General features: G+C 46.7%; 30 protein-coding genes and 1 other annotated feature. Of the genes, 3 read left to right on the top strand and 27 right to left on the bottom strand.

The features are described from left to right. Window positions 1-3: 3 nt before the first annotated feature. The 3 genes from ACESPQ_RS14775 to ACESPQ_RS14765 all read right to left on the bottom strand — a co-directional run bounded on the left by ACESPQ_RS14775 (window position 4) and on the right by ACESPQ_RS14765 (window position 2,679). Window positions 4-777: an HAD-IIA family hydrolase gene (locus ACESPQ_RS14775; RefSeq protein WP_002608982.1), complete on the bottom strand. Its 774-nt coding sequence runs from the start codon at window positions 775-777 to the stop codon at window positions 4-6. Next, entirely contained in the window at window positions 755-1,276 is a 522-nt protein-coding gene (locus ACESPQ_RS14770) for a hypothetical protein (RefSeq protein WP_002608981.1), read from the bottom strand. The genes ACESPQ_RS14775 and ACESPQ_RS14770 overlap by 23 nt, the downstream gene beginning before the upstream one ends. 239 nt (window positions 1,277-1,515) lie before the next feature. Beyond that, window positions 1,516-2,679, bottom strand: a complete 1,164-nt coding sequence (locus ACESPQ_RS14765; protein WP_002608980.1) for an MFS transporter — start codon at window positions 2,677-2,679, stop codon at window positions 1,516-1,518. A 110-nt stretch (window positions 2,680-2,789) separates the two neighbouring features. Here ACESPQ_RS14765 and ACESPQ_RS14760 point away from each other — a divergent pair, with 110 nt between their 5' ends. From ACESPQ_RS14760 to ACESPQ_RS14750, 3 genes are all read left to right on the top strand, one after another. Beyond that, a complete protein-coding gene (locus ACESPQ_RS14760) occupies window positions 2,790-3,389 on the top strand; it encodes a TetR/AcrR family transcriptional regulator C-terminal domain-containing protein (protein ID WP_109770112.1) in 600 nt (199 codons plus the stop codon). Further along, complete coding sequence (locus ACESPQ_RS14755) at window positions 3,379-3,711, top strand: cupin domain-containing protein (RefSeq protein WP_002608978.1); 333 nt, start codon at window positions 3,379-3,381, stop codon at window positions 3,709-3,711. The genes ACESPQ_RS14760 and ACESPQ_RS14755 overlap by 11 nt, the downstream gene beginning before the upstream one ends. A 656-nt stretch (window positions 3,712-4,367) precedes the next feature. Continuing rightward, window positions 4,368-4,928, top strand: coding sequence for a hypothetical protein (locus ACESPQ_RS14750; RefSeq protein ID WP_118001855.1), 561 nt, complete (start codon window positions 4,368-4,370; stop codon window positions 4,926-4,928). 256 nt (window positions 4,929-5,184) lie between these two features. Here ACESPQ_RS14750 and ACESPQ_RS14745 read toward each other — a convergent pair whose 3' ends face one another. The 24 genes from ACESPQ_RS14745 to pepV form a co-directional block, all read right to left on the bottom strand. After that, the gene (locus ACESPQ_RS14745; protein WP_233105287.1) at window positions 5,185-5,556 is read right to left on the bottom strand and encodes a hypothetical protein; all 372 of its coding nucleotides are present in this window, start codon (window positions 5,554-5,556) and stop codon (window positions 5,185-5,187) included. A gap of 9 nt (window positions 5,557-5,565) precedes the next feature. Continuing rightward, window positions 5,566-6,867, bottom strand: coding sequence for a pyrimidine-nucleoside phosphorylase (locus ACESPQ_RS14740; RefSeq protein ID WP_002608975.1), 1,302 nt, complete (start codon window positions 6,865-6,867; stop codon window positions 5,566-5,568). Window positions 6,868-6,887: 20 nt separating this feature from the next. Continuing rightward, the gene (locus ACESPQ_RS14735) at window positions 6,888-7,349 is read right to left on the bottom strand and encodes a dihydrofolate reductase (protein ID WP_002608974.1); all 462 of its coding nucleotides are present in this window, start codon (window positions 7,347-7,349) and stop codon (window positions 6,888-6,890) included. Next, on the bottom strand, window positions 7,346-8,047 hold the full coding sequence (locus ACESPQ_RS14730) for a pseudouridine synthase (RefSeq protein WP_002608973.1): 702 nt from the start codon (window positions 8,045-8,047) through the stop codon (window positions 7,346-7,348). The genes ACESPQ_RS14735 and ACESPQ_RS14730 overlap by 4 nt, the downstream gene beginning before the upstream one ends. Before the next feature lie 4 nt (window positions 8,048-8,051). Then, window positions 8,052-9,704 (bottom strand): oligosaccharide flippase family protein, encoded by a 1,653-nt coding sequence (locus ACESPQ_RS14725; RefSeq protein WP_002608972.1) that lies wholly within the window; start codon window positions 9,702-9,704, stop codon window positions 8,052-8,054. 24 nt (window positions 9,705-9,728) lie between these two features. Next, window positions 9,729-10,253 carry a hypothetical protein gene (locus ACESPQ_RS14720; protein WP_002608971.1) on the bottom strand — a complete coding sequence of 175 codons (525 nt, stop codon included), beginning with the start codon at window positions 10,251-10,253 and terminating at the stop codon, window positions 9,729-9,731. Between the two features lie 246 nt (window positions 10,254-10,499). Further along, window positions 10,500-11,300: an ABC transporter ATP-binding protein gene (locus ACESPQ_RS14715; RefSeq protein ID WP_118001853.1), complete on the bottom strand. Its 801-nt coding sequence runs from the start codon at window positions 11,298-11,300 to the stop codon at window positions 10,500-10,502. Window positions 11,301-11,304: 4 nt separating this feature from the next. After that, a complete protein-coding gene (locus ACESPQ_RS14710) occupies window positions 11,305-12,312 on the bottom strand; it encodes a FecCD family ABC transporter permease (RefSeq protein ID WP_118001852.1) in 1,008 nt (335 codons plus the stop codon). Beyond that, window positions 12,312-13,292 carry a FecCD family ABC transporter permease gene (locus tag ACESPQ_RS14705; RefSeq protein ID WP_373144528.1) on the bottom strand — a complete coding sequence of 327 codons (981 nt, stop codon included), beginning with the start codon at window positions 13,290-13,292 and terminating at the stop codon, window positions 12,312-12,314. Before ACESPQ_RS14705 ends, ACESPQ_RS14710 begins: the two co-directional genes overlap by 1 nt. A gap of 1 nt (window position 13,293) precedes the next feature. Beyond that, window positions 13,294-14,226 carry an ABC transporter substrate-binding protein gene (locus ACESPQ_RS14700; RefSeq protein WP_002608967.1) on the bottom strand — a complete coding sequence of 311 codons (933 nt, stop codon included), beginning with the start codon at window positions 14,224-14,226 and terminating at the stop codon, window positions 13,294-13,296. Window positions 14,227-14,511: 285 nt separating this feature from the next. Beyond that, window positions 14,512-14,676, bottom strand: a complete 165-nt coding sequence (locus ACESPQ_RS14695) for a DUF1540 domain-containing protein (protein ID WP_002608966.1) — start codon at window positions 14,674-14,676, stop codon at window positions 14,512-14,514. Window positions 14,677-14,719: 43 nt separating this feature from the next. After that, window positions 14,720-14,899: a sporulation protein Cse60 gene (locus ACESPQ_RS14690; RefSeq protein WP_002608965.1), complete on the bottom strand. Its 180-nt coding sequence runs from the start codon at window positions 14,897-14,899 to the stop codon at window positions 14,720-14,722. Between the two features lie 26 nt (window positions 14,900-14,925). After that, on the bottom strand, window positions 14,926-15,792 hold the full coding sequence (gene dapA / locus ACESPQ_RS14685; RefSeq protein ID WP_109770120.1) for a 4-hydroxy-tetrahydrodipicolinate synthase: 867 nt from the start codon (window positions 15,790-15,792) through the stop codon (window positions 14,926-14,928). Window positions 15,793-15,795: 3 nt separating this feature from the next. Then, the gene (locus ACESPQ_RS14680; RefSeq protein ID WP_002608963.1) at window positions 15,796-16,374 is read right to left on the bottom strand and encodes a dipicolinate synthase subunit B; all 579 of its coding nucleotides are present in this window, start codon (window positions 16,372-16,374) and stop codon (window positions 15,796-15,798) included. Beyond that, a complete protein-coding gene (locus ACESPQ_RS14675) occupies window positions 16,364-17,137 on the bottom strand; it encodes a hypothetical protein (protein ID WP_373144527.1) in 774 nt (257 codons plus the stop codon). The genes ACESPQ_RS14680 and ACESPQ_RS14675 overlap by 11 nt, the downstream gene beginning before the upstream one ends. A gap of 170 nt (window positions 17,138-17,307) precedes the next feature. After that, the gene (gene tyrS / locus ACESPQ_RS14670) at window positions 17,308-18,540 is read right to left on the bottom strand and encodes a tyrosine--tRNA ligase (RefSeq protein ID WP_002608961.1); all 1,233 of its coding nucleotides are present in this window, start codon (window positions 18,538-18,540) and stop codon (window positions 17,308-17,310) included. 39 nt (window positions 18,541-18,579) lie between these two features. After that, window positions 18,580-18,775: a binding site (T-box leader), on the bottom strand. Between the two features lie 36 nt (window positions 18,776-18,811). Further along, window positions 18,812-19,807, bottom strand: a complete 996-nt coding sequence (locus ACESPQ_RS14665; RefSeq protein WP_002608960.1) for a LacI family DNA-binding transcriptional regulator — start codon at window positions 19,805-19,807, stop codon at window positions 18,812-18,814. Window positions 19,808-19,813: 6 nt separating this feature from the next. Then, a complete protein-coding gene (locus tag ACESPQ_RS14660; RefSeq protein ID WP_109770122.1) occupies window positions 19,814-20,365 on the bottom strand; it encodes a hypothetical protein in 552 nt (183 codons plus the stop codon). Between the two features lie 2 nt (window positions 20,366-20,367). Beyond that, window positions 20,368-20,745 carry a hypothetical protein gene (locus ACESPQ_RS14655; RefSeq protein ID WP_008817300.1) on the bottom strand — a complete coding sequence of 126 codons (378 nt, stop codon included), beginning with the start codon at window positions 20,743-20,745 and terminating at the stop codon, window positions 20,368-20,370. Between the two features lie 50 nt (window positions 20,746-20,795). Continuing rightward, complete coding sequence (gene murC, locus ACESPQ_RS14650; protein WP_002608957.1) at window positions 20,796-22,100, bottom strand: UDP-N-acetylmuramate--L-alanine ligase; 1,305 nt, start codon at window positions 22,098-22,100, stop codon at window positions 20,796-20,798. A gap of 14 nt (window positions 22,101-22,114) precedes the next feature. Continuing rightward, entirely contained in the window at window positions 22,115-22,834 is a 720-nt protein-coding gene (locus tag ACESPQ_RS14645) for a hypothetical protein (RefSeq protein ID WP_044904842.1), read from the bottom strand. A 17-nt stretch (window positions 22,835-22,851) separates the two neighbouring features. After that, window positions 22,852-23,181 carry a thioredoxin family protein gene (locus ACESPQ_RS14640; RefSeq protein WP_002608955.1) on the bottom strand — a complete coding sequence of 110 codons (330 nt, stop codon included), beginning with the start codon at window positions 23,179-23,181 and terminating at the stop codon, window positions 22,852-22,854. Window positions 23,182-23,209: 28 nt separating this feature from the next. Further along, complete coding sequence (gene trmB, locus ACESPQ_RS14635; RefSeq protein WP_002608954.1) at window positions 23,210-23,881, bottom strand: tRNA (guanosine(46)-N7)-methyltransferase TrmB; 672 nt, start codon at window positions 23,879-23,881, stop codon at window positions 23,210-23,212. Window positions 23,882-23,899: 18 nt separating this feature from the next. Then, the gene (pepV, locus tag ACESPQ_RS14630) at window positions 23,900-25,291 is read right to left on the bottom strand and encodes a dipeptidase PepV (protein ID WP_002608953.1); all 1,392 of its coding nucleotides are present in this window, start codon (window positions 25,289-25,291) and stop codon (window positions 23,900-23,902) included. Window positions 25,292-25,425 lie beyond the last annotated feature (134 nt).

The following is a 25,425-nucleotide window of genomic DNA, read 5'->3' as shown; positions in this document are numbered from 1 at the left end:
ATTTTATACCAGCTCCAGCAGATTATCGATGATCAGATCCGGGTGAAGACAGCGCTGTTCACAATCCAGACGGGAATGCACACCGCTTGTCACAAAGACGCTCGTGCACCCATGCCGCAGTCCGAAGGCGACATCGGTTTCCAGATTATCTCCAATCACAACAGCATCCTCTTTAGCAATTCCGGCATAGCGCAACGCTTCCTTCAGCATCGGCTCATGCGGCTTTCCGATCATCCATGCCGTTTGCTCACTACAATATTCCAGCATATGCACCATAGCACCGTTTCCGATGCGAAAATAGTCTCCATGCGGCAAGCGTCGATCCGGATTGGTGCCAATCAGCACTGCACCCTTCTGTAAATGATAAAAGGCACGGCACAGCTTTTCATAGGTCACATTGGAATCCAGACCGGCAAATACTGCTTCCACATGTTCCTCACACAGCGTAAATCCCTGCTCCAGCAGCGCCTCCCGCATCCCATCTTCTCCGATATAGAAGACGCGCTGCAGCTTTGTTTCATGACGGACATAGGCGGCAGCTGCCATCGCACTCGTAAAATATTGTGCATCCCGCAATCCTTGAAAGCCCATCGCTTCCATCTTCTCCCGGTTCTGTGCATGCGTACGCATGGCGTTGTTGGTCAGGAAATAGTATGGAATCTGCAGTGTATGTAAGGCTTCTATGAACAAGGGTGCACCGGGAATGACCTCATCCCCGCGATACATCGTTCCATCAAGGTCCAGAAGCAGCGTTTTATGCCGCAGTAGCGGATGCATCGTTATATACTCCTATATAGTGGTGAAGAAAAGCCTCCTGAGAGAACTGCTCCTGATCGAGAAAGGCTTTCATAAGTACACAAAGCAAAGACAGGAGCGCCTGCTGTGTCGTACTCTTAAAGCGCAGCGTGCTGATATCATCCAGCACAAATTCCGCAATCTGTTGTGCGCGGTCAAAGCAGATCACCACACGTCTTCCTGCATGCATCCCGCAATAGAAGCGATAATATACATCGTGGTAAATCAGCTCATAGCCATCCCGACTCTTTTTCAATTCTCCGATTTGTTCATCCCCCTCGTATACGGTGAAATCCATACACGGGCGAAACCGCGAATACCATTTGCGAAGCTGGTAAAAGCCCATAATATCATCGCCATACATATTCTTCAGATATATACTGAGCAATCCGCCTTCCTTTTCATAGGAGGCACGGAATACACAACGCCCCTGCTCCTCAATGCTGTATTCATCAATGTCCTTACGCATCGTAAATTCCATTGTCTTCACGTCCTTTCATGAAAAAGCTCTTGATAGCACAAGAGCTTTTTATCTCAACCCACTATCGTAGGGTTACACAGTCTTTGGATGTCACCTTTATTATAGGTGATTTCCTCTCATTTTTCAAGACATGAGCGAACGGTGTGTGCAAAATTGTTATTGTCCAACAGCACACAATATCGAAGGTATCTGTAAATTCTCTGTAAAGCAATCTGCTTACCGTCCTCTGCAAATGTAAATCAGGAGCTTCTCTTCACTGTTTTCTTTTGAAAGTAATGAACATAGCAGAAAATCAGCAGCAGCGGCACGATGGAGAAAGCAGCTACGATATACAGGGTCCAGTCATATCCGAAGGCTTTGGACAGATAGGAGGTGATCAGCGGTGTTATCAATCCACTGACGCCGATAAATACGGCCATGGCAAACATCTGCGCACTGCTGAACAGCTTCTGGGGAGTGATTTCCTTTACCAGCACCTTGCTTGTCAGCATGATGATGGGCAGCGTTACCAGCTGCAGTGCTGCCGTCAGAATAATCATCCACGGCTGAAAGGAAAAGCCGTAAAGCAGGAATTTCACACCATACATAAATGTTCCAAAGTATAAGAGTGTCTTAGTCTGAAAGCGTTCCAGTATTTTCGAGGAAAACAGAAAGAGCGGCACCTCCATAAAGGATTGCAGCGCCCACTTAATGCCGACCGCTGTGGTGTCTCCGCCGATATCCAGCATTTTGTCGATGACCACATACTGATCTGCCGTACCGATCATATAGACGAGCAGATAAATCAGCACCAGCAATAAATAGCCTTTATTCTTCAGGAGCTGCCGCACGCTTTCCATGCGAATCCGCTCCCCTTCCTTTTTCTCAGCATCCTTTGCCTTGTAAATGAGCCAGCACAGAATAACGCTTACGATACCAAGTGAAATCAGCAGACTTTTATAATGAAAATGGCGGACGAGGTAGCCGGCAATCGGAGAACCAATCGTAAGCCCCAGTGCCCCGCTTGCCCGCAGCCGCCCGTAGTTTTCCTGATCGATTTCCAGCATCCAGGTTTCATCCAGTCCCATAATGACCTTTACCATACCACCCATCAGAGCCACGGTGAATACATGATACCAGAAGGTCTGGCGTTCTACCAGAAACATGGCAAAGCTGCTCGCCGTCAGCAGCACATAGGCCGCAAAGAAAAAGACCTTAACCCTTTGAAAACGGTCGCACAGGTAACCAAACAGAAACTGGCCGGCGATTGCCACAACCGCATTTGCGGCCAGAATATAACCGCGCTGTACCACCGTATAGCCCAGCTTGCTTAAAAACGGAATCATCTGGGTATTGACCATCGATATGGCAAAAAAGGCAAGAAAGTTCATGGCATAAAGCAGCCATCGCATTTGCTTTTTCATAGTAATCACATCCTCAGATATAGTATGGACACAGCTGCAGGCATCTAAAAATCTTTTCCCTTTTCTTTTCGCATATTGTATAATAGAACTGTTGAAACGGTGGTGTGTATATGCAGGAACATCTCGATACCAAAAGAATACTGGCAGCAGCATTAAAACAGCTGACCTGCCGCAAGAGCTTTGACAAAATCACGATTGCGGATATCACGCAGCAAAGCGGCTACAACCGGCAGACCTTCTATTATCATTTCCGTGACAAATACGAGCTGCTGAACTGGATCTATACGGATGATGCACAGCAGGTGTTTGATGAAAATCTCAGCTTTGAAAACTGGCCGAAATATATTTCCGCCCTCTTGAATCACATGCGCAGCGAGAAGGACTTTTATATCAATACGATCCGCAGTGATGAGAGTTGCTTTGAACAATTCCTTTTTGATTTAACGAAGTCCATTTTCCATATGGCAATCGTAAGCCTTGACCAGCACCATCAGATCAATGAGGTGGAAATGAATTTTTATTCCCAGTTTTACAGCTTTGGGATAACCGGCGTGATTATCAGCTGGGTGAAAAGCGACATGAGAGAAAGTGCAGAGCGCGTCAGTGCCAATCTAAAATCGCTGGCACAGGACAGTGAAAAGCTGGCCTATTCCCGTTATCGGGAGGCCTATACGAAAATAACAAATGAGGAGGAAGAGCATGAAGAGTGAAGTAGAGCATTATGAAAACCGCTGTGGCGGCAAGGGTACGATGCATATTGAACGCCTGCTGCAAAGCGAGGAAATGGGAAGCGGCGTGAAGATGTATGCGAAGGTGACGATTGATGTAAATGCATCGCTGGGTGTACATCAGCATATCGGCGATGGTGAGTCCTACTATATTTTGCAGGGTAGAGCACTTTACGATGATAATGGAATCAAGCGTGAACTGCAGCCGGGAGATGTCACCTTTACTCCGGATCAGGGCTTTCACGGCATTGAAAACATCGGAGACGAACCACTGGTGTTTATGGCATTGATCATCAAGGCATAGAAGGCAGACAGCCTTCTTTTTTAATCTTAAGCTCTCCTTTTAGTATAAGAGCGAACATCCATCATATAAAGGGGTCTTCCTCCTTTGATAAATCAATCGTTGAAATAGAATCTAAATACCGATATATTACAGGAGGTTATCTTCATACTTTATTTATTTGAACATCAATGTATGAAAATTATAATTCCCCATGAGAATTTCATAGAGCTTCACCCTGATGAAATTACGATTATGATTTTTCATAAAGAGCTATAAGCTGGTCTTGATTTTCAATATAACATGGTCAGATGAATATGTGCTGATTAAGTCTTTTCATCATTCACAGGAGTAATGCCTATGCAGGAAATAGATGTTAAAATCATGTTATGTTTAAAATATAATCGTGACTCTGTTTCTTATGTATCATCTACAGCAACTAATAACAGCCTGGTGCTAGATAAGATACATCATATTTATATGAAAAGAAATGCGCGCTTTTACAAACATAGTAGTTAAATACAGTGTCGTATGACTGTTATTTATATCTTCATTATATTATAGTAACATAAAAAATCATTGAACATAATACTATATTTATAATGATAATAAGCTACAATTAACTTAGAAAGGCTATGCAGCATATCATACAGCAATGAATGCATAATAAGGGCAGACCTATGAGGACAAAAGTTTGTAAAAGCTTTTTCATACAGAGCTTAAGAAAAACAAACATAGTAATAACTGTACTCTGCTTACTATTTATCTTAACCGGCTGTTCTAAAAATGAAAAGATTGACCCCAATGAATATATTCAATCAGTTTATCCAGAGTATGAGCAACTCGCGAAATTAGAGGATTCCACTGAACAAATGATTTTGTTTAAATCGCAGGATAGCTATGAACTTGTTCAGTTCAAGAAAAGGGGGAATTCCTTTACCTATGATGGAGGTCATATTACAAATTCTCCATATGGTTTAAAGTCAATAAAAGCAGAAGGAAAATTGTATATCATTGTATTTATTGATAATACCGTTGTAAAAGCAGACCGATTTTCAACACAATTAACCGCATCTGATAAGGATGAATATTTAATCTTAAGTTGCCCAAACCTATTAAAGAATGATAAATATATTATAAAATCATACGTAATGAGTGTAGCATATGACGAGGCTAAATCCATTATGTTTTATGATAAAAAAGGTACTCTGATACCTGAAGAGCGTATTCCTGATTTATGAGCAATCGTTAGGTTTTTTGATTGCGTACTGTTTAAAACTGATTTGAAAATATACAAGAAAGCCTCCCGTTATCTGGAGGCTTTCTTGTATTTATAAATCAGCTATATACATTTCGTGAAGGTGTGACACGGCTCAATTCTCAAAGAATACCGTTTTCATAATTTACAATGGACTACTATGAGTAATCAGGAAAATGAATCCAATATTGTATAAAAAGTCCTTGCCCTTGTTGTAAAACACTCTCATAGGATGTCACTCACACCTCGATATCAAAACTGCCGACATGCAGAAAGATGCCTGGCAGAGCAAACAGCAGATAGCTTACTCCATAGAGTGAAAACAGCGGATAGCGAAGAATGCCGGGAAACCAGCTCATCACATGAAAGACATAGGTGTCCAGCGCCAGCAGCGTATAACAGCCCATGATCAGAACACCCGCACCATACAGCCATATAAGGCCTCTCTGCTTAACGTGCAGACAAAGAAGAACACCCCTTGTCAGCAGAAAGGTGCCGAAAGCCAGCGAGAGACAGCGAATCATAGCCGGTAGTTCATTTGTACCTCCTGATATAAAAAGCAGAACACTGACGATTATGCATAGCCCGCCAGCGCCCAGATATAATTTCATATGCTGCATTTACCGAATGATATCGTGGATCAGCTTCTGCTTTTCCACCTTCTCCTGTGTGAAGACATAGGTCTGATAGAAGTCCTCCAGCCAGTGCTGCGGTAATGGATGATTGATGTGTACATAGGCAAGAATATCACCCTTATTTACATAGTCTCCATCCTTTTTGTTTAACACGATTCCGACAGCCGGATCAACCGGATCCTCCTTAACCATACGTCCTGCACCAAGCTTCATCGCCAGCGTCCCCAGCTCCAAAGCATGCAGCTCCTTCACATAGCCCTCTTCCCGCGATGTTACTTCCAAAATCTCTTTTGCCTGTGGCAGCAACTCTGGATGCAGAACCTGCTCTACATCCCCCTCCTGTGCCGCAACCATGGCAACCAGCTTTTCCAGCGCCTTTCCATTCTGAATGACTTCCAGCAGCTGTTTTCTTGCGTTCTCTTCATCTCTGGCTATTCCTGTCTGCATGAGCATGATGCTTCCGGCCTCCAGACACAGCTGTGTAAAATCCTCAGGCCCTTTTCCCTGTAGCGTTGCAATTGCCTCTTTTACCTCGAGTGCATTTCCGATGGCATTGCCCAACGGCTGATTCATGTTGCTGATCAGTGCCTTGACATCCTTGCCGAAATGGCTTCCGATGGCAATCATCGCTTCTGCCAGCTCCTTTGCTTTATCGCTTGTTTCCATGAAAGCACCCTCTCCGAATTTCACATCCAGAAGAATCGTATCAGAGCCTGCTGCCAGCTTCTTTGACATGATGCTGGATGCAATCAGAGGAATCGAGTTGACGGTAGCCGTCACATCGCGCAAAGCATACAGCTTTTTATCTGCCGGCACCAGTGTTGCGGTTTGTCCGATCAGTGCCAGACCGATATCATTCACCTGTGAAATAAACTGTTCCTGTGTCCGCATAACCTGAAAGCCGTTAACAGACTCCACCTTATCCAGCGTTCCGCCGGTATGTCCCAGTCCTCGACCGCTCATTTTCGCGACCTTGGCACCGCAGGCAGCTACCATTGGCGCAAGGGAAAGACTTGTTTTATCACCGACACCTCCGGTGGAATGCTTATCACATTTTCTTCCGGAAATCGCCGATAGATCAATCACATCTCCACTGTACAGCATTTCCTCTGTCAGCCAGGCTGTTTCCTGTGCATTCATACCATTAAAGTAAATCGCCATTAGCAGCGCACTTACCTGATAATCCGGAATATCTCCCCGGACATAACCGGTAATGAAAAAATGAAGCTCTTCCTTTGTCAGTGGCTGCTTCTGTTTCTTTTTTTCTATTAGATCGACAAAACGCATAAAGTTCCCTTCCTTCCTGCTTATCTTCTACGATAATGCATGATGCTGCATCCTTCTTTTTGTTCATTTGAAAGCAATCGGAAATCCCCAATGCAAAACGCCGGAAACCAGGTATCCCCTGTATACGACTGCTCGATTCGGGTAATCCACAGCTCATCTGCATATGCGATTGCTGCAGCGTAAATCTGTGCACCGCCGCATACATAGAGCACTTCCTCTTTCTTCTTCCATTCCCTGCAAAGTGCTTGCACATCGCTGCAGGGGAGCACATCGCTATCGGACAGCGGCTTATGACCTGCGACATGCAGAATTCTATGATCCAGTCGTTTCGGCAGATGCTCATAGGTCACTCTCCCCATCAGCAAATGATGATGCAGTGTCAGCTGACGGAAATGAGCTAAATCTGCGGGGCAATGCCATGGCATTTTATGATTTGCGCCGATCAGCTGATTGGCGTCCATTGCAACGACAATACTGATCATGCCACATTCTTCAGGGCAGTGATTTCCTCTTCGCTCAGATACCGCCATTCCCCACTCGCAAGTGCTTCATCCAGCCGCAGCGGTCCCATGGCAATCCGCTTGAGATGGACAACCTCATTACCGATTGCATGCAGCATTCGCTTCACCTGATGAAATCTTCCCTCCTGGATATGCAGAAGGATTTGCGTGTCCTCCAGAATTTCCACACGAGCCGGAAGAACAGGTTCCTCATCCAGTACGATACTGCCGTTTTCCAGCTTCTTTTGATCACCTTCCTGCAGCAGCTGCGCCAGATCCACCAGATAGGTTTTTTCAACATGATGCTTGGGAGAGAGCAGACGATGCGCCAGCTTTCCGTCATTTGTGATCAGCAGCAGGCCCTCCGTATCCATGTCCAGTCGTCCGACCGGAAAACAATCCTTTGGCAAAAAGGCATCGATGCAGTCCAGCACGGTTTCATATGTGGGATCACTGGTGGCACTGACAACATCCTGCGGCTTGTTCAGCATGATATAGACAACAGCCTCATAATAGATTTCCTCTTTATCCAAACAAACGACATCCGCACCCTCCTGGATTTTCCTGTCATCCTTTCGGCATACCTCACCATTGACACTCACTCTTCCCTTGCGAATAGCCAGCTTGACCTCCTTGCGGGTACCCAAACCTGCATGAGCCAGATATTTATCCAGTCGCATATGCCTATCTCCTTCTTCCGCGCTTCAGTAAGCGGGACAGGTCAAGATGCAGAATGGTCTGCGGTATGGAAAAGAAGTACGTGATGCCAAAGTATACTAGCATTGCAAGACTTCCGTTGACAGCAAGCTGTAAAAGACTCAGCATCCGCCCGGAGCCATAGCCCTTCAAGCCAATCAAATCGCAGCCTCTTGCGACTGCAAACAGGGCTGCCATCGCCAAAAGGATAACCAGAAGCTTATGCAACGTATATTTCCAGCGAATCTTATAGCGTGATGTCAATGCATAGATATCCAGAGTGATAAAAATTCCCATTGCAAGAATACTTGACATGACGACTCCCTGATAGCCGAAATATTTTAACAGTGGATAGGCCACCGAAAATTTCACCACCATCATGATGGCAAGGTTGCGGATATTCAGCCTGCGCAAGCCTACTGCCATTAACAGTGCCGTGAAAATCGGTCCGATGGTATTTAAAAACGCCTCGATGGAGAACCAGCTCAAAATATCGGCAAGCAGCTCCAGATTCTTCGGATCTGCCGGTGGAAACAAGATGGCATACAGCGGCTTTGCGTAAACAAACAGACAGAAGGAAATCGGCAGTCCGATATACAGGACGATATCCACACAGTCCCGGATATTTTTGCGTACCAGCTTCAGGTCATGATTGGTAAGTGCCGTAGTGATATGCGGTATGATGGCGGAGGAGAACCCCGGTGCCAGAATCATTGGGATGGACATCAGCTTTAAAACACCGTAATTGATAGAGCCGCTGATGAGTAAGATTTCCGCATCCGTATTGCCGTGCGCTTCAAGCCCCTTACTCAAAAACAGCGTGTTGACAATCGTATCGCTGTAGCCCAGTATCGCTACAATCAAATAAGGAAACGCAATGAAAACAAGCTCCTTAAGAATTTCTCTTCGATCATTGTTTCCGGCAACTTCCTGTGTTTTGGCTAGCCTCTTCAGCTCGCGCATCTGCTTTTTATCATACAGCTTCAGATGCATGATCGCCAGAATTGCCGATATACTGGTGGAAATCACGCCGAAATACAGCGCCCATACCTGATCCTTATGCAATGCATATACCGCAATCGCACTGGCGCTCAGCAGAAATGCCACACGGGCAACCTGCTCCAGAACCTGTGACAGTGCATAAATTTCCATGTGCTTGAGTCCCTGATAGAAGCCGCGGATACTGGAAAGCAGCGGAACGAAAAACAGGGCAAAGGAAATCAGTATCAGTACCATCTGCATCGTTTTAACGCTGTCTCCTTCATCCGGCATAACAAGTGCAGCCAGCGGAGAGGAAAACAGAATTACGATAATCATCATCCCGAAGCCGAAGCAGGTCATCAGGGATGCGGACAGCTTTTTGATCAGCAGTGAGGTTTGATAGTCCCCTCTTGTGGAATATTTTGCGATCAATGTCGCAATCGCAAACGGAAAGCCTGCTGTACAGATATTCAGCAGATAGGAATATATATTGAAGGCTACTCCGTAATAGGCCAGATTGTCCGCTGTTCCCAGCATGGAATTATAAGGGACTGCATAGAACAATCCAATGAATTTTGCAAAAAAGATGCCGGCAGAGCTGATCAGCCCTCCTGCTATAATCGACTGCTTCCGTTTGGAAACATCCATATTCTTACTCATATAACGTATCCTTTCTAGTTCCCGTTAACCATTCGCCTCGTTATCCTTCTGTGCATAATTACATGTGAAGAATACACGGCTCGTATTAACCAGCTTGGAATCCTTCCAGGTTACCATAACCTGCAATGTAAACTGATCATGCTCGGATATACCGTCCAGAAAGATTTTACTGACAAAGTTACGCGCACCGTTTGCCTGATATGGAATCATGTTGAAGGAGGTTTTTGCGTCATCTCCCAGCAATCCCAGACACGGATAGACATTGCTGTTGCTGTCCAAGGCCGGATCTACAGCAATCGCCTGAATATTGTACATCGCCACGCGTGGATTGGAAATAATAATCTCATACTGATAGCTGTTGTCCTTCTGCTTAAATACAGAAAGCTTATAATCAAAGGGTATGATTTTGGATTCACTGCCCTTGTTGTTCAATACAGCGTCTACATAGCTCTCATAATTTTTTATGCTCTCCTGCTCTTCTTTATGCGCATCGCCGCAGCCGGTGAGCAGCAGGAAGCAGAGCAGACACCAAAGGGGGAATTTTCGCATGGAATCACCTCTCGAGATATTATACCATAAAGGCATTATTTAAGCCACATTTTATAATCATGCGGTACTTTATTTGTACATTTAGGATAACAATTACGTACAAGCGGCAAAGGATGAAAAGCAAAAAATGCTGCATCCGTGTACAGCTGCTTACAGGCATCGGGTCGGAAATAAAAAAAGACCCGCCAAAGCGCAGACAGATTTCTACGCTATGATAAGTCTGTATCACCAGCAAGTTGCACAGCCTCAATGCTCAGGTATATCAGTATGTTTATGCAGTGCATAATCCATGCAAATCGGGTAGCCATGTTCCTCGTCCTGCACGATTTTCGCATGAATATCATACAGCTGCAGCAGCTGCTGTTCCCGGATAACCTCCTGTGCCTTCCCGCAGTATAGTGCCCTTCCCTGCTTCATGCCAATCACATGATCCGCAAATTTTGCGGCCTGATTCAGATCGTGGATAACCAGTATGATCGTCGTCTGCTCCTCCCTGTTTAAGTCTCTTAGCAGTTCCAGTATTTCCAGCTGATGGGCGATGTCCAGATAGGTTGTCGGCTCATCCAGCAGCAGAATACCGGTTTTCTGTGCCAGGGCCATGGCAATCCACACACGCTGCCGCTGCCCGCCGGATAATTCATTGACATAGGCATCCGCATGCACAAGAACTCCGGTCTTTTTCATAGCCCACAAGACAATCTCAAGATCCTGTCGATTCAGTGAACGCATCGTTTTCTGATAGGGAAAGCGGCCGTACTGCACCAGCTCTCGTACTCGCAGACCTTCCGGAACCAGCGGAGACTGCGGAAGAAGGGCAAGTCGCTTCGCCACCTGTCTGCGCTTCATTCCCTTCAGGGAAACACCATCCAGCAAAACCTCTCCCTTCTGCGGCGTGATGATACCGGCCATCGTCTTTAAAAGCGTTGATTTCCCACAGCCGTTTGGACCGATCATCATCGTGATTTTCCCCTCCGGTATCTGCAGGCTGACATCCTGCAGGATATTGCGCCCATCATATCCGGCATACAGATTGTGTACTTCTAGCATTGTGCTACCTCCTGTCGAGTTTCATCATCAGATAAATAAAATAGGGAATGCCGATCATGGAGACCAGAATTCCTGTCGGAATCTCCAGCGGTGAAAACAGATTTCTGGCCAGCATATCCGCAACAACCAGCAGTATGGAGCTGATCAGTGCTGCAAGCGGAAGCAGCAGGCGATGCCGCATACCGGTAATACGCAGTGCAATCTGGGGACCCAGCAGTCCCAGAAACGCAATATTTCCTGCCACAGCCGTTGCCAGAGCCGCAAGCGCCGCACTGGCTGCCAGAAACAGTATCCGTGTCCGCCGGGTAGATACGCCTAGTGCTGTTGCCCCTTCATCACCAAGCGAAAGGATGTCCAGCGTTCTGCTGTGTGTCCATACCAGCCCTGTAAGGAACAGAATGAGCGGTGCACTGACAAGAATATAACGCCAGCTGCTTCCCCACAAGGAGCCGTTGGTCCACATCAGCACCTGATTATAATCTCCTCTGCTCATTTGCAGCTGATAAAAGCTGATCACTGCGGTAATTCCTGCATTGACTCCGACACCGGTGAGTAAAAAGCGAATCGGGCGGATTCCCTTGCGCCATGAATACGCATATAGAAAGGCCGTAGTGCAAAATGCTCCGGCTATGGCAAGCAGCGGCATGAACAGCACCTTTACATTGGAAAGGGAGCTGTAGTATGCGTTCGCTCCATACGAAATCCACAAGACCACAAACAGTGCACTGCCCGCATTGATACCGATCATACCGGGCTCTGCAAGCGGATTTTTCGTAATCCCCTGTAGTATGGCGCCGGATACACCGAGCGCACTTCCAACAAGAATCGCAAGTACGATACGCGGAAGCCGTATCTGAAAGACTGCAAATGCATGGGTGCTGCTTCCCCCGCCCAACAGCGTCCGCAATACGTCGGAAGGGCTGATTGCAAAGCTGCCGACCATGATGGAAAGTGCAGCGGCAGCAAGCAGTACGAACAAACAAAAGCCAACTATCCAAAATCGTTTACGCATCAGCCGCACTCCTTTCTCACCAGCAGCAAAAACACCGGTATTCCCAGCAGGGCAGTAAACAAGCCGACCGGTAGCTCATAGGGCGCACTCAGTGTTCTGGCAGCAATATCGGAAAACACCATAAGCACACCTCCAAACAAAAAGCTGAGAGGGAGTGTATGACGAATATCCCGCGAGAGCATGCTGCGCAGAATATGCGGAACAAACAGTCCGACAAATCCGATATTGCCGGCAACTGCCACGCACATTGCACAAAGCGGAATCATCACCAGTATGACCTTCTTTTTTAATCCGGCAGCATCAATGCCAAGGGAAATGGCAGCTTCATCACCGAGGGAAAGAAGATTGACCTTACCGCTCAGCAGCAGAAAGCTGCCCATACAGACAAGCGTGACAATCCCCAAACCGATGACGGCACCCCAGTCGGCCTGCCGAAAGCCTCCGGCAATCCAGAAGGCCAGCTCCTGCGAGCGATTTTGTATAAGTGCACTCAGGGAAGCCGCAGATAGAAAGAAAATGCTCAGAGCACTGCCCGCCAGAAGGATACGCGATACATCCGGATGTCCGGCATATTTAACAGCAAACAGAAACACCAGAAGACCACTGAAGCCGGCACCTGCAAGTGCTGTCCAGAAATTACCAGCCGCAGTAAGCAAAGGAAGCATGGGGGCGATTGCCACAAACATAACCGAGCCCTGCGTGATACCGAGAATGGATGGCTCTGCAATCGGATTACGCAAAATTCCCTGCATCATTACACCGCTGGCTGCGAGCAGTCCTCCCGTCAGTAAGGCACTCAGCGCACGCGGCAGACGCACATCGCGAATCAGCTGATCATGAAGCGTTCCCTGATAATCGAACAGAGCATGCAGGACATCATCGTATGGAATATCCTTCGCTCCCGCCAGAACTGATAAGGCAATGCCTAGAAGCAACAGCAGAATGCCGCTTGCCGTCGCTATCAGAATCCTCTTGCGCATCTTACTTTACCAGCAGGCTTTGAACCTCATCCAGAAACACGTCTCTTCCGATACTGCTGTACCCGATATTGAAATACGGACTCGACGGCAGTTCAAGCACCCTGTTGTTTTTCACTGCCTGCATTGACTTATAGATGCTATTCTTTTTCAGGGCCTTCATATCAGCATCCGTACCGACAACGATAAGATGATCGGCATCTAGATCCGCCAGTCCCTCATAGGAAATAACGGGAAGACTGATGGAATCCTGCCGCGGCATATTGGCAGGCTTCTTCAGGCCCATATCTTCATAGAGAACACTTCCGATACCGGCTGCATCAAATACAAACAGCTGTCCCCCGCTTGCCAGCAGCGCCAGATAGGTGGTATCCTCACCATTCGCCTTGCGCACGGCAGCGCCGGCCTTCTTCGCTTTTTCATCATAGCTCTTCAGCCATGATGCAGCACGGTCCTCCTGCTGCATCATACGGGCAAAGGTATTCACATCCTGCCGCCAGTCTGTCTGTGCCAGCTCCACCATAAGCGTCGGCGCAATTTTTTTCAGCTGCTCATACATTTTTTCCTGCACGCCAGAGATAATGATCAAATCCGGATGGAGTTCCAGGATACCCTCGATGTCCATGGTATCCTGCATACTGTAGCCAAGAATTTTCGCACCCTGTAACGGCTCCTGAAGATAGGTTGGCAATTGGGTGTAATCATAGGCATCCGAATTTGCCGTACCGGCAACGGAATATCCTAGCAGAGATAAAATATCACTATTTCCGCTTAGATCAACGATACGCTTCGGCTCTGCCGGAATTGCCACCTCTCCCTTCGCATCCCTTACCGTTATTGTTTTATCGCTTGAAGATGCCTCCTGTCTGCCTTGGCACCCGCTCACAAAGCCAAGTGTCACAAGAAGCATACAAAGCATCCCGATTGTCTTTTTCATAGATGTCCTCCTTCATTCTGTTAGCTTATTCTAACTTACGTGTGCCATTATAGCAAATCGCTCCTGTTCCTGCAAGCATTTCACCCGCTTTCCATATTTTAACAGCCAACCGCTGCCATGTAGCCGGATAAGAAGGTGCAGGCTCTTTTCGATATGTATGCGAATACGAATCGACTGCGTATGGGTATGCGTATGTCATTTAAACAGTGTCCAGTGTACTGTACATGACCATACCCATAGCACCTCATAAGAAACAACGAAAATAAAACAGCCCCGGGGACTGTTTTATTTTGTACATCTGCAGCGGAAGGATTTGCATTCCGTTTCGTGACAATCATTTGGATGAACACAGTTATCACAGCATACGCTGATGGTTTCTGCGTTACAGCATGCATCCTTGTTATAAACACAATTGTGTACGCTGCATAAAATTTCGGTTTTTTTCTGCATGGTTTACACCTCCACGCTGTTAGTATGAACCATTGTCTGAAATCTATGTGCTGAAAATCACCATCGCACTGAAGCAGTAAATCTGTTCCTCTTCAAAATCACTCACGGCTGTTGAGAACTTTATATCCAGCAGACGGATATCCGCATGCTCCTGAAGCCAGACATTGACCGCCTCTGTCAAATCATCCTCATGCTCCTCATCAAACACCTTGATCTGTACCATTGTATCACCGATTCCATCCTATCAGCTCAATCCTTCAGTCGGTGTCGATTTTTCGTAAAATACTCCTGAATTCTGTTTTCTGCTGCTTCACTGACAGCGACCAGTGGCAATCGCAGGATATTTTCACACTCATCCTGCAGATGCAGCATATATTTCACCGGTGCCGGCGATGCTTCTGTAAATGTCAAAGACGCCAGCTCATAGAGCCTCCTGCGCAGTCTGTTATCGACGCGCTCATCATCGCAGAAAATCCGCAGCTCCTTCATGCATACATGACCCATGACGGAGATAAGTCCATCCATACCGGCATCAAGACCCTCATCGAAGAAGCCGTCCTCCCCGCTGTAAATCAGAAAATTCGGATGCTGCTGCTTCAGCCTGCGCACCATATCCAGATTGGAACAGGCCTGCTTTAATGCTGTTATGTTCCTGTGCTTCTCAATAAGGGCATGTACGGTTTCATAGGTAAGCTCCACCCCGGTTCTCGATGGTACGTTATACAGCATGATGTTCGTATCCACAGCAGAAGCAACTGCGTCATAATGGGCATACATCCCGGCGGCATTCGGCTTGCTGTAATACGGCGTTACAATCAATACACCGTCAATTGCCTCCTTCTGCGCCTCCCTGCATGCCAGAATCGTCGCAGCTGTATCATTGCTGCCGCAGCCATACCATATCTCTGCGCGATGCTTCACGCGTTTGATGACATGGCGAAGAATGGAAAGCTTCTCGTTATGAGAGAGTGTCGGTGTTTCTGCCGTTGTCCCGCATACGATGAAGCCGTCGCACCCCTCCTTCAAAAGCCGGTGAAGGATGCGGTCCATCGATTTGTAGTCCACTTTGTTATCCCTGGTAAACGGTGTAACCAAAGCAACCATCAGTTTTTTCATAGTTTATCTGCCTCCCAGTAAGATTGGCTGCAGCTGTCTGTCGTTTAAGGCCTGATCCATCGTCTGCTCCATCAGCTCCCAGTCGGACACAATGCTTCGCTCCTTGGAAAAAGGGGCATCCTGTCGAAACGGTATGATATAAAAATGCTTCATATTGATCAGAGAAAAGATATTCACCCCGCTGATTCCCAGACCGTCATTCGTCGCGATGCCGAATACGATATTCCGCTGATTGCGAATCATGGCCTTTGCAGACAGTGTAACCGGATGATCGTAAATACCATGTGCCATCTTTGCTGCAACAGTGGCTGTCATGGGTGCAATCACCATTATATCATATGCGTTTGCCGGCCCAACTTTCTCTGCTTCCACGATTGTATGGATGATGTCGTGTTTTGTCACATCCTTTACTTTTCCCAGGAATACGTCCTTATCGAAAAAACGGGTGGAGCACGTATATACATTTTCACTGACGACAGCCGTCACATCGTTGCGCTCACACAGTGCTGTCAGCTGCTCGAGAACTGCCGCATGGTTACAGAAAGAGCCGCAGATACCGAACAGAATGCGTTTATTTTCCATTGTTCAGTTTCCCCCTTATACATTCCGCGATAATATTTCCTGCACTGATGCAGGCAAAGCGTCCCGGCAGATTTCCCGCCTTGATCACGGTAATACCTTCCTCATGTGCCGCCTTGAGATCAATCAGATCCGGTGTGGATATATCGATGATGACCGGCTTGTTTTTCCAGCTGCGCATTCTGGATGGTGCAATCATGACACCCGTTGCCGTATGGATGATAACATCACCGCAGGTTTCCCAATCACGAACCGGCAGAAAGTCCCCCTCCTTTTTACAATCCCTTCGTATGATGCGAACACGGACATGCAAATTCTTCAGCATGTCATAAATCACCTGTCCGCAATGACCATATCCGACAATATCGACCTGTATATCGTAAATGCTCTTACAGATACAGCTGATCAGCTCATTCAGCACACCCTCAGCCGTCAATACCGCATTTTCATGAATCACGCTCTCCTCCAGCATGTAATAGATTTTTCGCTGCGGCAGAGCATCCAGCACTGCATTTCGAATTCCGCAAAACAACAGACAATGCTTACCCTGCATTTCGTAAAAGGCGTGCGGTATGTGAATCGCCTGTTCCTGTATGCGGACATATCCAAACTCATCGACGCCCTTTACCGGGAAGACCACTGCCTGATACTGTGGTAGATTCAGGAAATCCGTTTGTGCATCCAGACGATCTACCATAAAGTCCCTGGACAGATTGTCATATACCTGTATCATTCTTTCATCACTGCATATCACTGCAATTTTCACACTATCCCTCCTTACGCCATTGTATGTCGCAAACAGGCTTTTGCCATTAGGAAAGCCGTTTGCGCATAGAAATAGAAGGAATTTCGTGTCGTAATTCATCAAGGCTTCACAAAAAAAGCAGACTGCAATAGATTCTTCGTACTGCAGTCTGCTATCTTCTTTTCTCAGCTCTATTTCTGTGAAATCACAAAATAATTCCGTTTTCCCTTTTTGATCAGTGTACGTCCCTTCGAGATGGCATTTTTAGAGGATACGATAAACTCCACATCCTTCACCTTATCCCCGTTGATCTGAATAGAGCCCTGATTGATCCATTCTCTGGCTTCCCGCTTGCTGCTTGCAATACCGGCCTGCACCAGTGTATCCGTCAGAGTCAGCTCATCAGCAATTTCCGCGGCTTCAAAGCCCTTCAAAGCATCCTGCAGCTCTCCTGCATCCAGCTCCTTGATATTTCCCTTAAACAGCGCGTTGGTGATTTTTAACGCCTTGTTGTATTCCTCCTCCCCATGCAGGAAGGTAACAACCTCTTTCGCCAGTGTTTTCTGTGCCTCTCTGAAATGCGGCTCGGTTTTCACCTTTTCCTCCAGTGCGTCGATTTCCTCCTTGCTCAGGAAGGTCAGCTTCTTCAGGTAATCAATTACCTTTTCATCCTCGGAATTTACGAGGAACTGATACATTTCATACGCACTTGTTTTATGTTTATCCAGCCATACCGTACCGGACTCACTCTTTCCAAATTTTGTACCGTCAGCCTTGGTAATCAGCGGCATCGTCAGGCCATAGCACTCCACATCCGCACCATGCTTCTTGCGAATCAGCTCCAGACCGCTTGTGATATTTCCCCACTGATCCTGTCCGCCAAGCTGCAGTGTACACCCCTTATCCTCATACAGATGTAAAAAGTCCAGTGCCTGTAAAATCATGTAGGAGAATTCCGTATAGCTGATACCGGCATCCAGACGGCGTTTTACCGTTTCCTTGTTGATCATGTAGTTGACATTGAAGTATTTTCCATAATCCCGCAGGAAATCAATCACGGAAATATCCTTTGTCCAATCCAGATTATTGACCATTTCAAAGCCGAACAGCGCTTCAATCTGCTTGCTCAGACACTGGTAATTGTGCTCCAGCACTTCCTTTGTCAGCATATTGCGTTCACCGCTTGCCTTCGGATCACCGATAAATCCGGTTGCGCCTCCAACCAGCATGATTGGGTGGTGCCCATGCTCCTTTAATCGTTTTGCACACAGCAAAGAGGAGTAGTGTCCGATATGCAGGGAATCACCGGTCGGATCGGTTCCGATATAGAAGGTCAGTCCTCCGTTGTTCAGTTTCTCTTCCAGCTGTGGACTTGTCACATCATTGATCAGTCCGCGGTATTTCAATTCATCAAATAATTTCATCATCGTCTTCCTTTCTGAAATAAAAAAACGTCCCTGTCATCCAAGGACGCAACATAGCGTGGTACCACCTTAGTTCTTCTTTACAGAAGCACTCAATGCCATAACGGGGCAGTCCGGTCTACCTTTGCAGTAGACAGCTCCAAGGTGTATTTCTCAAGGCATCCCGCAGCTTTTCACCAGCCAGCCGCTCTCTGAAGGGATCATCCCCAAGCTCTTTTCTTATCAACGCTTTCCTTATTCAGGATATCTGTTATTGTAAAAATTGTCAATCCTATTTTGTAGATTTTCTCGGTGTATAGATATAGCTCAGCTCGATTTCCTTATCGGTAACTTCGTTTTCATCGTGCAGCATCTTTGTCAACAGACGCATTGCCACAGCTCCTAAATCATAATCCGGAATCTTAAATCCGGAAATCTGCGGACGTGCCATTGCATTGTATTTGCTGTCCAGAATACAGATCAATTCCATTTCATCCGGAATACTGATACCTGCTTCCTTTGCAGTATTCATCACGGCCATCGCCTGGGAATCACGATAGGTAATCACGACATCATGGCGAATTCCCTGCTTCATGTATTCCTTCAGGAACAGATAGGAGGAACGGTATTCCTTTGGAATCTGAATAAAGCTTTCAAATTTCATCCCCTGTTCTTCAAATGCTCTGTTTAAGCCGTCCAGCAGCTGCTTGATCATCTGCGGGTTCTTGCGGTCCTCCACCAGTGCAATATTTTTCTTGCCTTGCTTGATGCAGCCGCTTGCATATTCATATACAAGGTTCGCATAATCCACGTAGACGCTGCCCACGGTATCATCACTCATCTTATTACCGATGACAACGATCGGTACCTGATATCTGGTCAGCTGGTTCAATTCTTCCTTATTCAGCTTGTCATTGAAAATCACAACACCGTCCACACGGGATTTGATGATATTTTCAATGATATCGTTCATCTCCGTGATACCCTCGGTTGTGGTATGCAGCATGATGTTGTATTTATATATTTTTGCCACATCGATCAGACCATTGATGATCTGTCCGGTATAGAAATAGCTTGCCTCCGGAACAATCAGCGCAATCGTTGTGGTTTTCTGCAATGCCAGTCCCTGTGCGATTGCATTCGGCTTGTAGCCCAGCTTTTCAATGGCTTCCTGTACCTTGATACGGGTATCCTCACGCACGACCTCTGAACCGTTGATTACACGGGATACTGTTGCCAGAGATACATCGGCTTCCTTTGCTACATCATAAATCGTAATTCTTTTCATAACCTGTTATCCCTTCCGACTGTCGTCTTCATCTGTGTCCAAGACACGCTTCAGTCCCTGAAATGCAGCCTCCGCCGCTTTCAGTGTTCCTTTTTTCAGCTTTCTTACGCCTTTTTTCACTTGCTCGTCATTGCGAATGGTATCCACCGTATCCGCTACAGCATGAACGGATCGGCGTACATATTCGTTCTGACGAACCTCCTGTATGCCTTCCTGTACATAGCCTGCAAGCTTATCTGCAGCCGCGGCAGCCTTTTTACTGCCTGCCTGTACATCCTCCCGCTGTGAAAAGCGCTGCAGACGATCCTGTGTTGACGCAAGCAGCTTCTGTGTCTCTAGTTTCAAACGTTCCATTCGCTCGTTCACTTCCATGGAATCCGCATGCTCACGCAGCCAGTCACGCATTTCCTGAAAAAGGCGCTGTAGCTGTATGGCAGCATCATCCAGAATTTTCTTTGAACGACCGTTTTCATCATCATCGTCACACTCCATGGTGATAATGGTGAACTTCGCCTTCTGTTCCAGATCTTCGACTTCTTTTTCTCGTTCGTTATCCATGATTATTCACTCACTCCATCCTCTTCATCACGATCGTCTTCCTTCTTCATACCGGCAAACACCCAGTCCTTGATGGAAGAAAAATTCTCTATGACAGCTACCAGAGTGGAACGTACCGCATGCTTGCTCGCCTCATGAACACAATCTACCGTTTCACTCAGCTCATTCAGCGTATTCAGCGGCTTGTCCAGTGTTTCTAATTGCCGGTTTGTCGTTTCCAGCGTCTTTGACATTTTCACAACGGCATCATTCGCATTTTTCAGCAGTACAATCAGATGCTTTACAAAAACAGCGAGGAAAATAAGCACAACAACACCACAGATCGGCAATGCCTTGCTGGCGACACTGCTTGTTAATTCCAATAATTGATCTAAACCCATAGAAACACCTCTTTATTTATTCTAAAACAATTTGTAAGTTTTTTCAACTTCTATTGAAAAGTTTTTACAATATTTTTTAATTTGTATATATCCTTGCTGCTCATAAACAGATATACGGCCGGACCGCGCTGTGCAAGCATTCTTGCCGCTTCCTCATCCTCATTGATGACAGTCGCCTTCTCACATTTATCCGCAAGGTCCGAAATCGTGATATCAATACCGTCTTCTCTTGCGGCATTCTCCGGAAAATGACACAGATACACTTCATCCGCCTGATTCAGCTCTTCCGCAAAGCGATCCATGAAATAATAGATACGGGAATAGCGATCTGGCTTGAACAGGGCAATTACCTTCTTCCCCGGATACTTGATGCGTGCCGCCTCGATCATATATTTCACTGCAGTGGGGTGATGTGCATAATCATCGATATATACATTATCCCCGTTTTCTTCGATTGTAAACCTGCGTTTTACACCGGGAAAGCTTTGCAGACCCTCCTGCAGCAATTCCCCGCTCAGTCCCTCCATGATACCGATAGCGATAACGCCCAGACTGTTCCACAGCAGTGGCTTACCGACAAAGGGCAGATCAAAATGTGCAAACAGCTTCTTGCGATACAGCACATCAAACTGCATGCCGTCCTCATGTTGCTTCACATGCACCGCCTGCACATCGTTGTGATCCTTTAAGCCGTAATATAAATGTTCTGTTTTCACATGCAGGGAGCGCACAGCCGCATCGTCTCCGAAGAGCACGACACCCTTTTGAATCTGATTCGCAAAGGCTTCAAATGCGTCGCAGTAGTCCTCCATGTCCTTATAATAATCGACATGATCCAGCTCGATATTGGTAATGATGGCATATTCCGGCTTATATGCCAGAAAATGACGCTGATACTCACAGGATTCCAGCACAAAATAACGGCTGTCCTTCGGCATTTCTCCGGTTCCATCACCAATCAGATAACCGGTTGGCGCCGCCAGACTCATTACGTGGGAAAGCATGCCGGTCGTTGTCGTTTTGCCATGTGTACCCGCTACGGATATCGATGTGTATTCCTTCGCAAGACTGCCGAGGAACTCATGATACCAGTAGGTTTTCACAGTATCCATAGCCAGGGCTTTTTTCACCTCCGGATTGGATTCATTAAAAGCATTTCCGATAATCACGGTATCTCCCTCATGAATATTATCTGCGGAAAATGACGTAATCGGAATATGACGCTCCTCCAGTGGCTGCTGGGTAAATATATATTTTTCAATATCGGAACCGCTGACCTCATCTCCGCGATCTGCAACGATCGTCGCAAGAGATGCCATCCCGCTCCCTTTAATTCCAATGAAATGATAATGCATAAGAAACACCTCTTTTACTCTTTATCGCTTGCATCATCAACGCTGCTGATCGGTGTAGATTCTCCAAACAGAGAAATCTGCATCAGATCATCGCCGTCCTCACCTGGTGTTTTCTCGATCATATCCTCAAGCGGAACGCTGTTGATTTCTTCCTCCAGGTCGTATTTTTCAACCTCCTGCTGTGGAAGCTCTTCCTTTTTCAGCTTTTCTTTTTCTTCGATTTTTTCCTGTGCCTTTGCCTCAAATTCCTCCAGCTCGCCGACACCGTAGTATGGTGAGATAATGGTTCCTAAAGGATTTTTTTTCTTTGAGCGCTGCGGCAGTGGGGCTGCACTTTTCTTTTTCGGCTTGCTTTCCTCTTCACTGGAACCGAAAATCGGAGATATGACTGGAGAAAACTCAAACTCCTTTTTCTCCTCGCGCTTCACAGGCTTCTTCACACGCAGCGGCTCCTCACTCAAAACGATTGCTTCCTTTTCCTTCTCCTTCGGCTTTTCCTCCAGATCAATGGTCACAAACTTCTTTTCTTCCTTTTTCGGCTCCTTCGCTGCGGCTGCATGCGGATTGAAATAAGACTCCATCTGCACATGCGTTTTTTCTTCCTCTACGACAGGAGAAGCCGTTGCTTTCTTTGGCTTTTCCTTGATTTCAATCGGTTCCAGTTCATCCTCTGCCAGAACCTCGGCATCCGCTTCTTCAAACAGAAGGCCTGCAAGTTTTTTAAATACTGACATACATCATCGTCCTTTCGCTATTTCTGGGCAGCCAGAAAGTCGTTGATCTCTTTTTCAGTTTTTCTCAGCTTGGAAACAAAGCGGCCGCTTTCCTTACCGTCCTTGTAGGCAACAAAGCTTGGAATCCCCATTACCATCAGTGCCTGACAGATATCGATATTTTCATCGCGGTCCACATAATAAAACGTGTAGTCGCTGAATGCCTCTACCAGCTTCGGCATAAAAGGCTCAATAAAGCGGCAGTCCGGACACCAGTTCGCAGAAAATGTAAAAACGCTGACACCGCCTTTAGCGGCAGCCTCCTGAAATTCCTCCATGGAATGTATTGCAGTCATATATTCTTTCATAGTATCGCTCCTTTTTTAGTATTCTATCCTATTTCTCAGGGAAAGGTGCATCCTTTTCCTTACCGTTCTTCACAAAAACCGCCCGATAGATCGGTTGTCCCTTTTCCAGAAAACGCCGTTCGTATTCCGTTATGACATCCTCTGCATGCTCCTCGCGGCGATAGTCAACGCTGACTTCCTTCAGCCGCCAGCCCTCCTCCTGAAATTCCATGAGCGAATATTCAAACAGAGCACTGTTGTCCGTTTTCATCTGAATTTCGCCATCCGGCTTCAGAATGTGTGCATAGCGCGCAATGAAGGCATGATTGGACAAGCGCTTTTTATGGGCGCGCTTTTTCGGCCAGGGATCGGAAAAATTCAAATGGATCACATCGACCTCTCCCTGTGCAAACCAGGTGTCGATCACCTCGGCATCTCCCTGAATATACAGCATGTTGTCCGGCTGCTGTTCCAGCTGGGTATACTTGCGTACAGCCAGGGCAGCCACATTGATGTTTTTTTCAACGCCGACCCATGCAATATCCGGATACTTCTGTGCCATCTGCACCCAGTAATCCCCCTTGCCGGTTCCGATTTCCACATGCAGCTCTGCTCGCTTCAGGGTCTGCTTCCAGGCTCCGGCAAGTGCCGACGCATCTGGAACCACAACCTCCTGCTCTTTCAGAAAATCCTGGGCCCAGGGCAGTTTTCGCATTCTCATATTCGTTTACTCCTCATATTATTTCGCAAGCTGCTCTACGGCAGCGGTATAGATGGCAACCGCTCTTAACAAATCTTCCACCCGTATTGCCTCATCCTTCTGGTGGCAGCCGCCGATAAACATATCCTTTGGCTGCTCCCTATTTGGTAATTCTGGACCAAATGCTACAAAATTATCAAATTTCTTTGCATATGTTCCACCGCCGATTGTCATATTCGGCGTAAAGGTATCATGGGTGTAATCCCGATAGACACTGCTCAAGGTCTGGACCAGCTTTGAATCCGGATCCACAAACAGCGGCTTCGTGTTTTTCTTCAGCGTTACATCCAGTGCGTAATCAAGCTTCTTCGCCGTATCGGTAAAGCCCTTCATGATACGCTTTGGATCTGCATCGTTTGGATAGCGGATGTCAATGACAATGCTTGCCTCGTTATGTTCAATGTTTACAATACCGGTATTCATGGTCAAAAAGCCCATGTAGGCACCATCTATATCGATTCCCAGCGGTTTTCCCTGCCAGTCCTTCAGCATGGTATAGGTATCGTGTGCAAATTTATCACCATAGGTACAGCCAATGAAGTTTAACAGATGCAATGCCGCATTTACACCGTTGTATGGCATAGCCGCATGTGCAAAGACCCCTTCCATATGCAGAACAGCACTCTCATTGTCCAGAGTTTCCACGCTTCCTTTTAAATCAAAGGCCCGTAAATAGTACAGAAAGGCATCCAGATAGTCTTCCTTCCAGTCCCTAACCTGGGCACTTGCCTGTCCGATTACGATATTGCTGCGCTCTCCCGCATGCATACTTGTAATTACGGTATCACACGTTCCGCTCAGTTCCACATGCAAGCCGCCCTTTTCCCCATAGATAACCGGGAAATCCGCATCCGGTGTAAAGCCCAGGGTAGGAAGCTCACCATGCTTTGTATAGTAATTCATGCACTCCATGCCGCTTTCTTCATCACAGCCCAGAATCAGCATGACCTTGCGGTTCAGCTTGATTCCCTTATCCTTCAGCATTTTAAGCGCATAAAAGCCGGCCATGGCAGGGCCTTTATCATCCAGTGTTCCGCGTCCGAACATGTAGCCGTTCACGATGTCACCGCCAAAGGGATCTCTGCTCCAGCCTTCACCGATCGGCACAATGTCCAAATGCGCCAGCACACCGACGCTTTCTTCCCCTTCCCCATATGCAATCACACCGGCATAGCCGTCGTAATCCTTTATCTGAAAGCCTTCTCTTTTCCCAAGTTCCAGCATATAATCCAGTGCTTTTCTACAGCCTGCCCCAAACGGTGCATTGGCTGTCTTTGTTTTGTCATCCCGCACAGAAGGAATGGCAATCAGACCTCTCAGGTCTTGGATAAACGCATCCTTGTACGTTTCCAATTCCGTTAACCAGTTCATTCGATTCACCTCATGCATATATTCTACCACAAAGGAATGTGAATACCTATGATTATTTTCATAAATTTTCATAAAAGTTTCGAGCGCCGCAATCCAGAAAAATTCCAACAGTTTAAAAAGGTCAAGGTATGAAA

The organism is Clostridium sp. HGF2 (assembly GCF_964240115.1).
Lineage (GTDB): Bacteria > Bacillota_I > Bacilli_A > Erysipelotrichales > Erysipelotrichaceae > Clostridium_AQ > Clostridium_AQ innocuum.
Note: the sequence above shows the minus strand (reverse complement) of the source record. Positions and strands in the feature narration are given on the sequence as shown.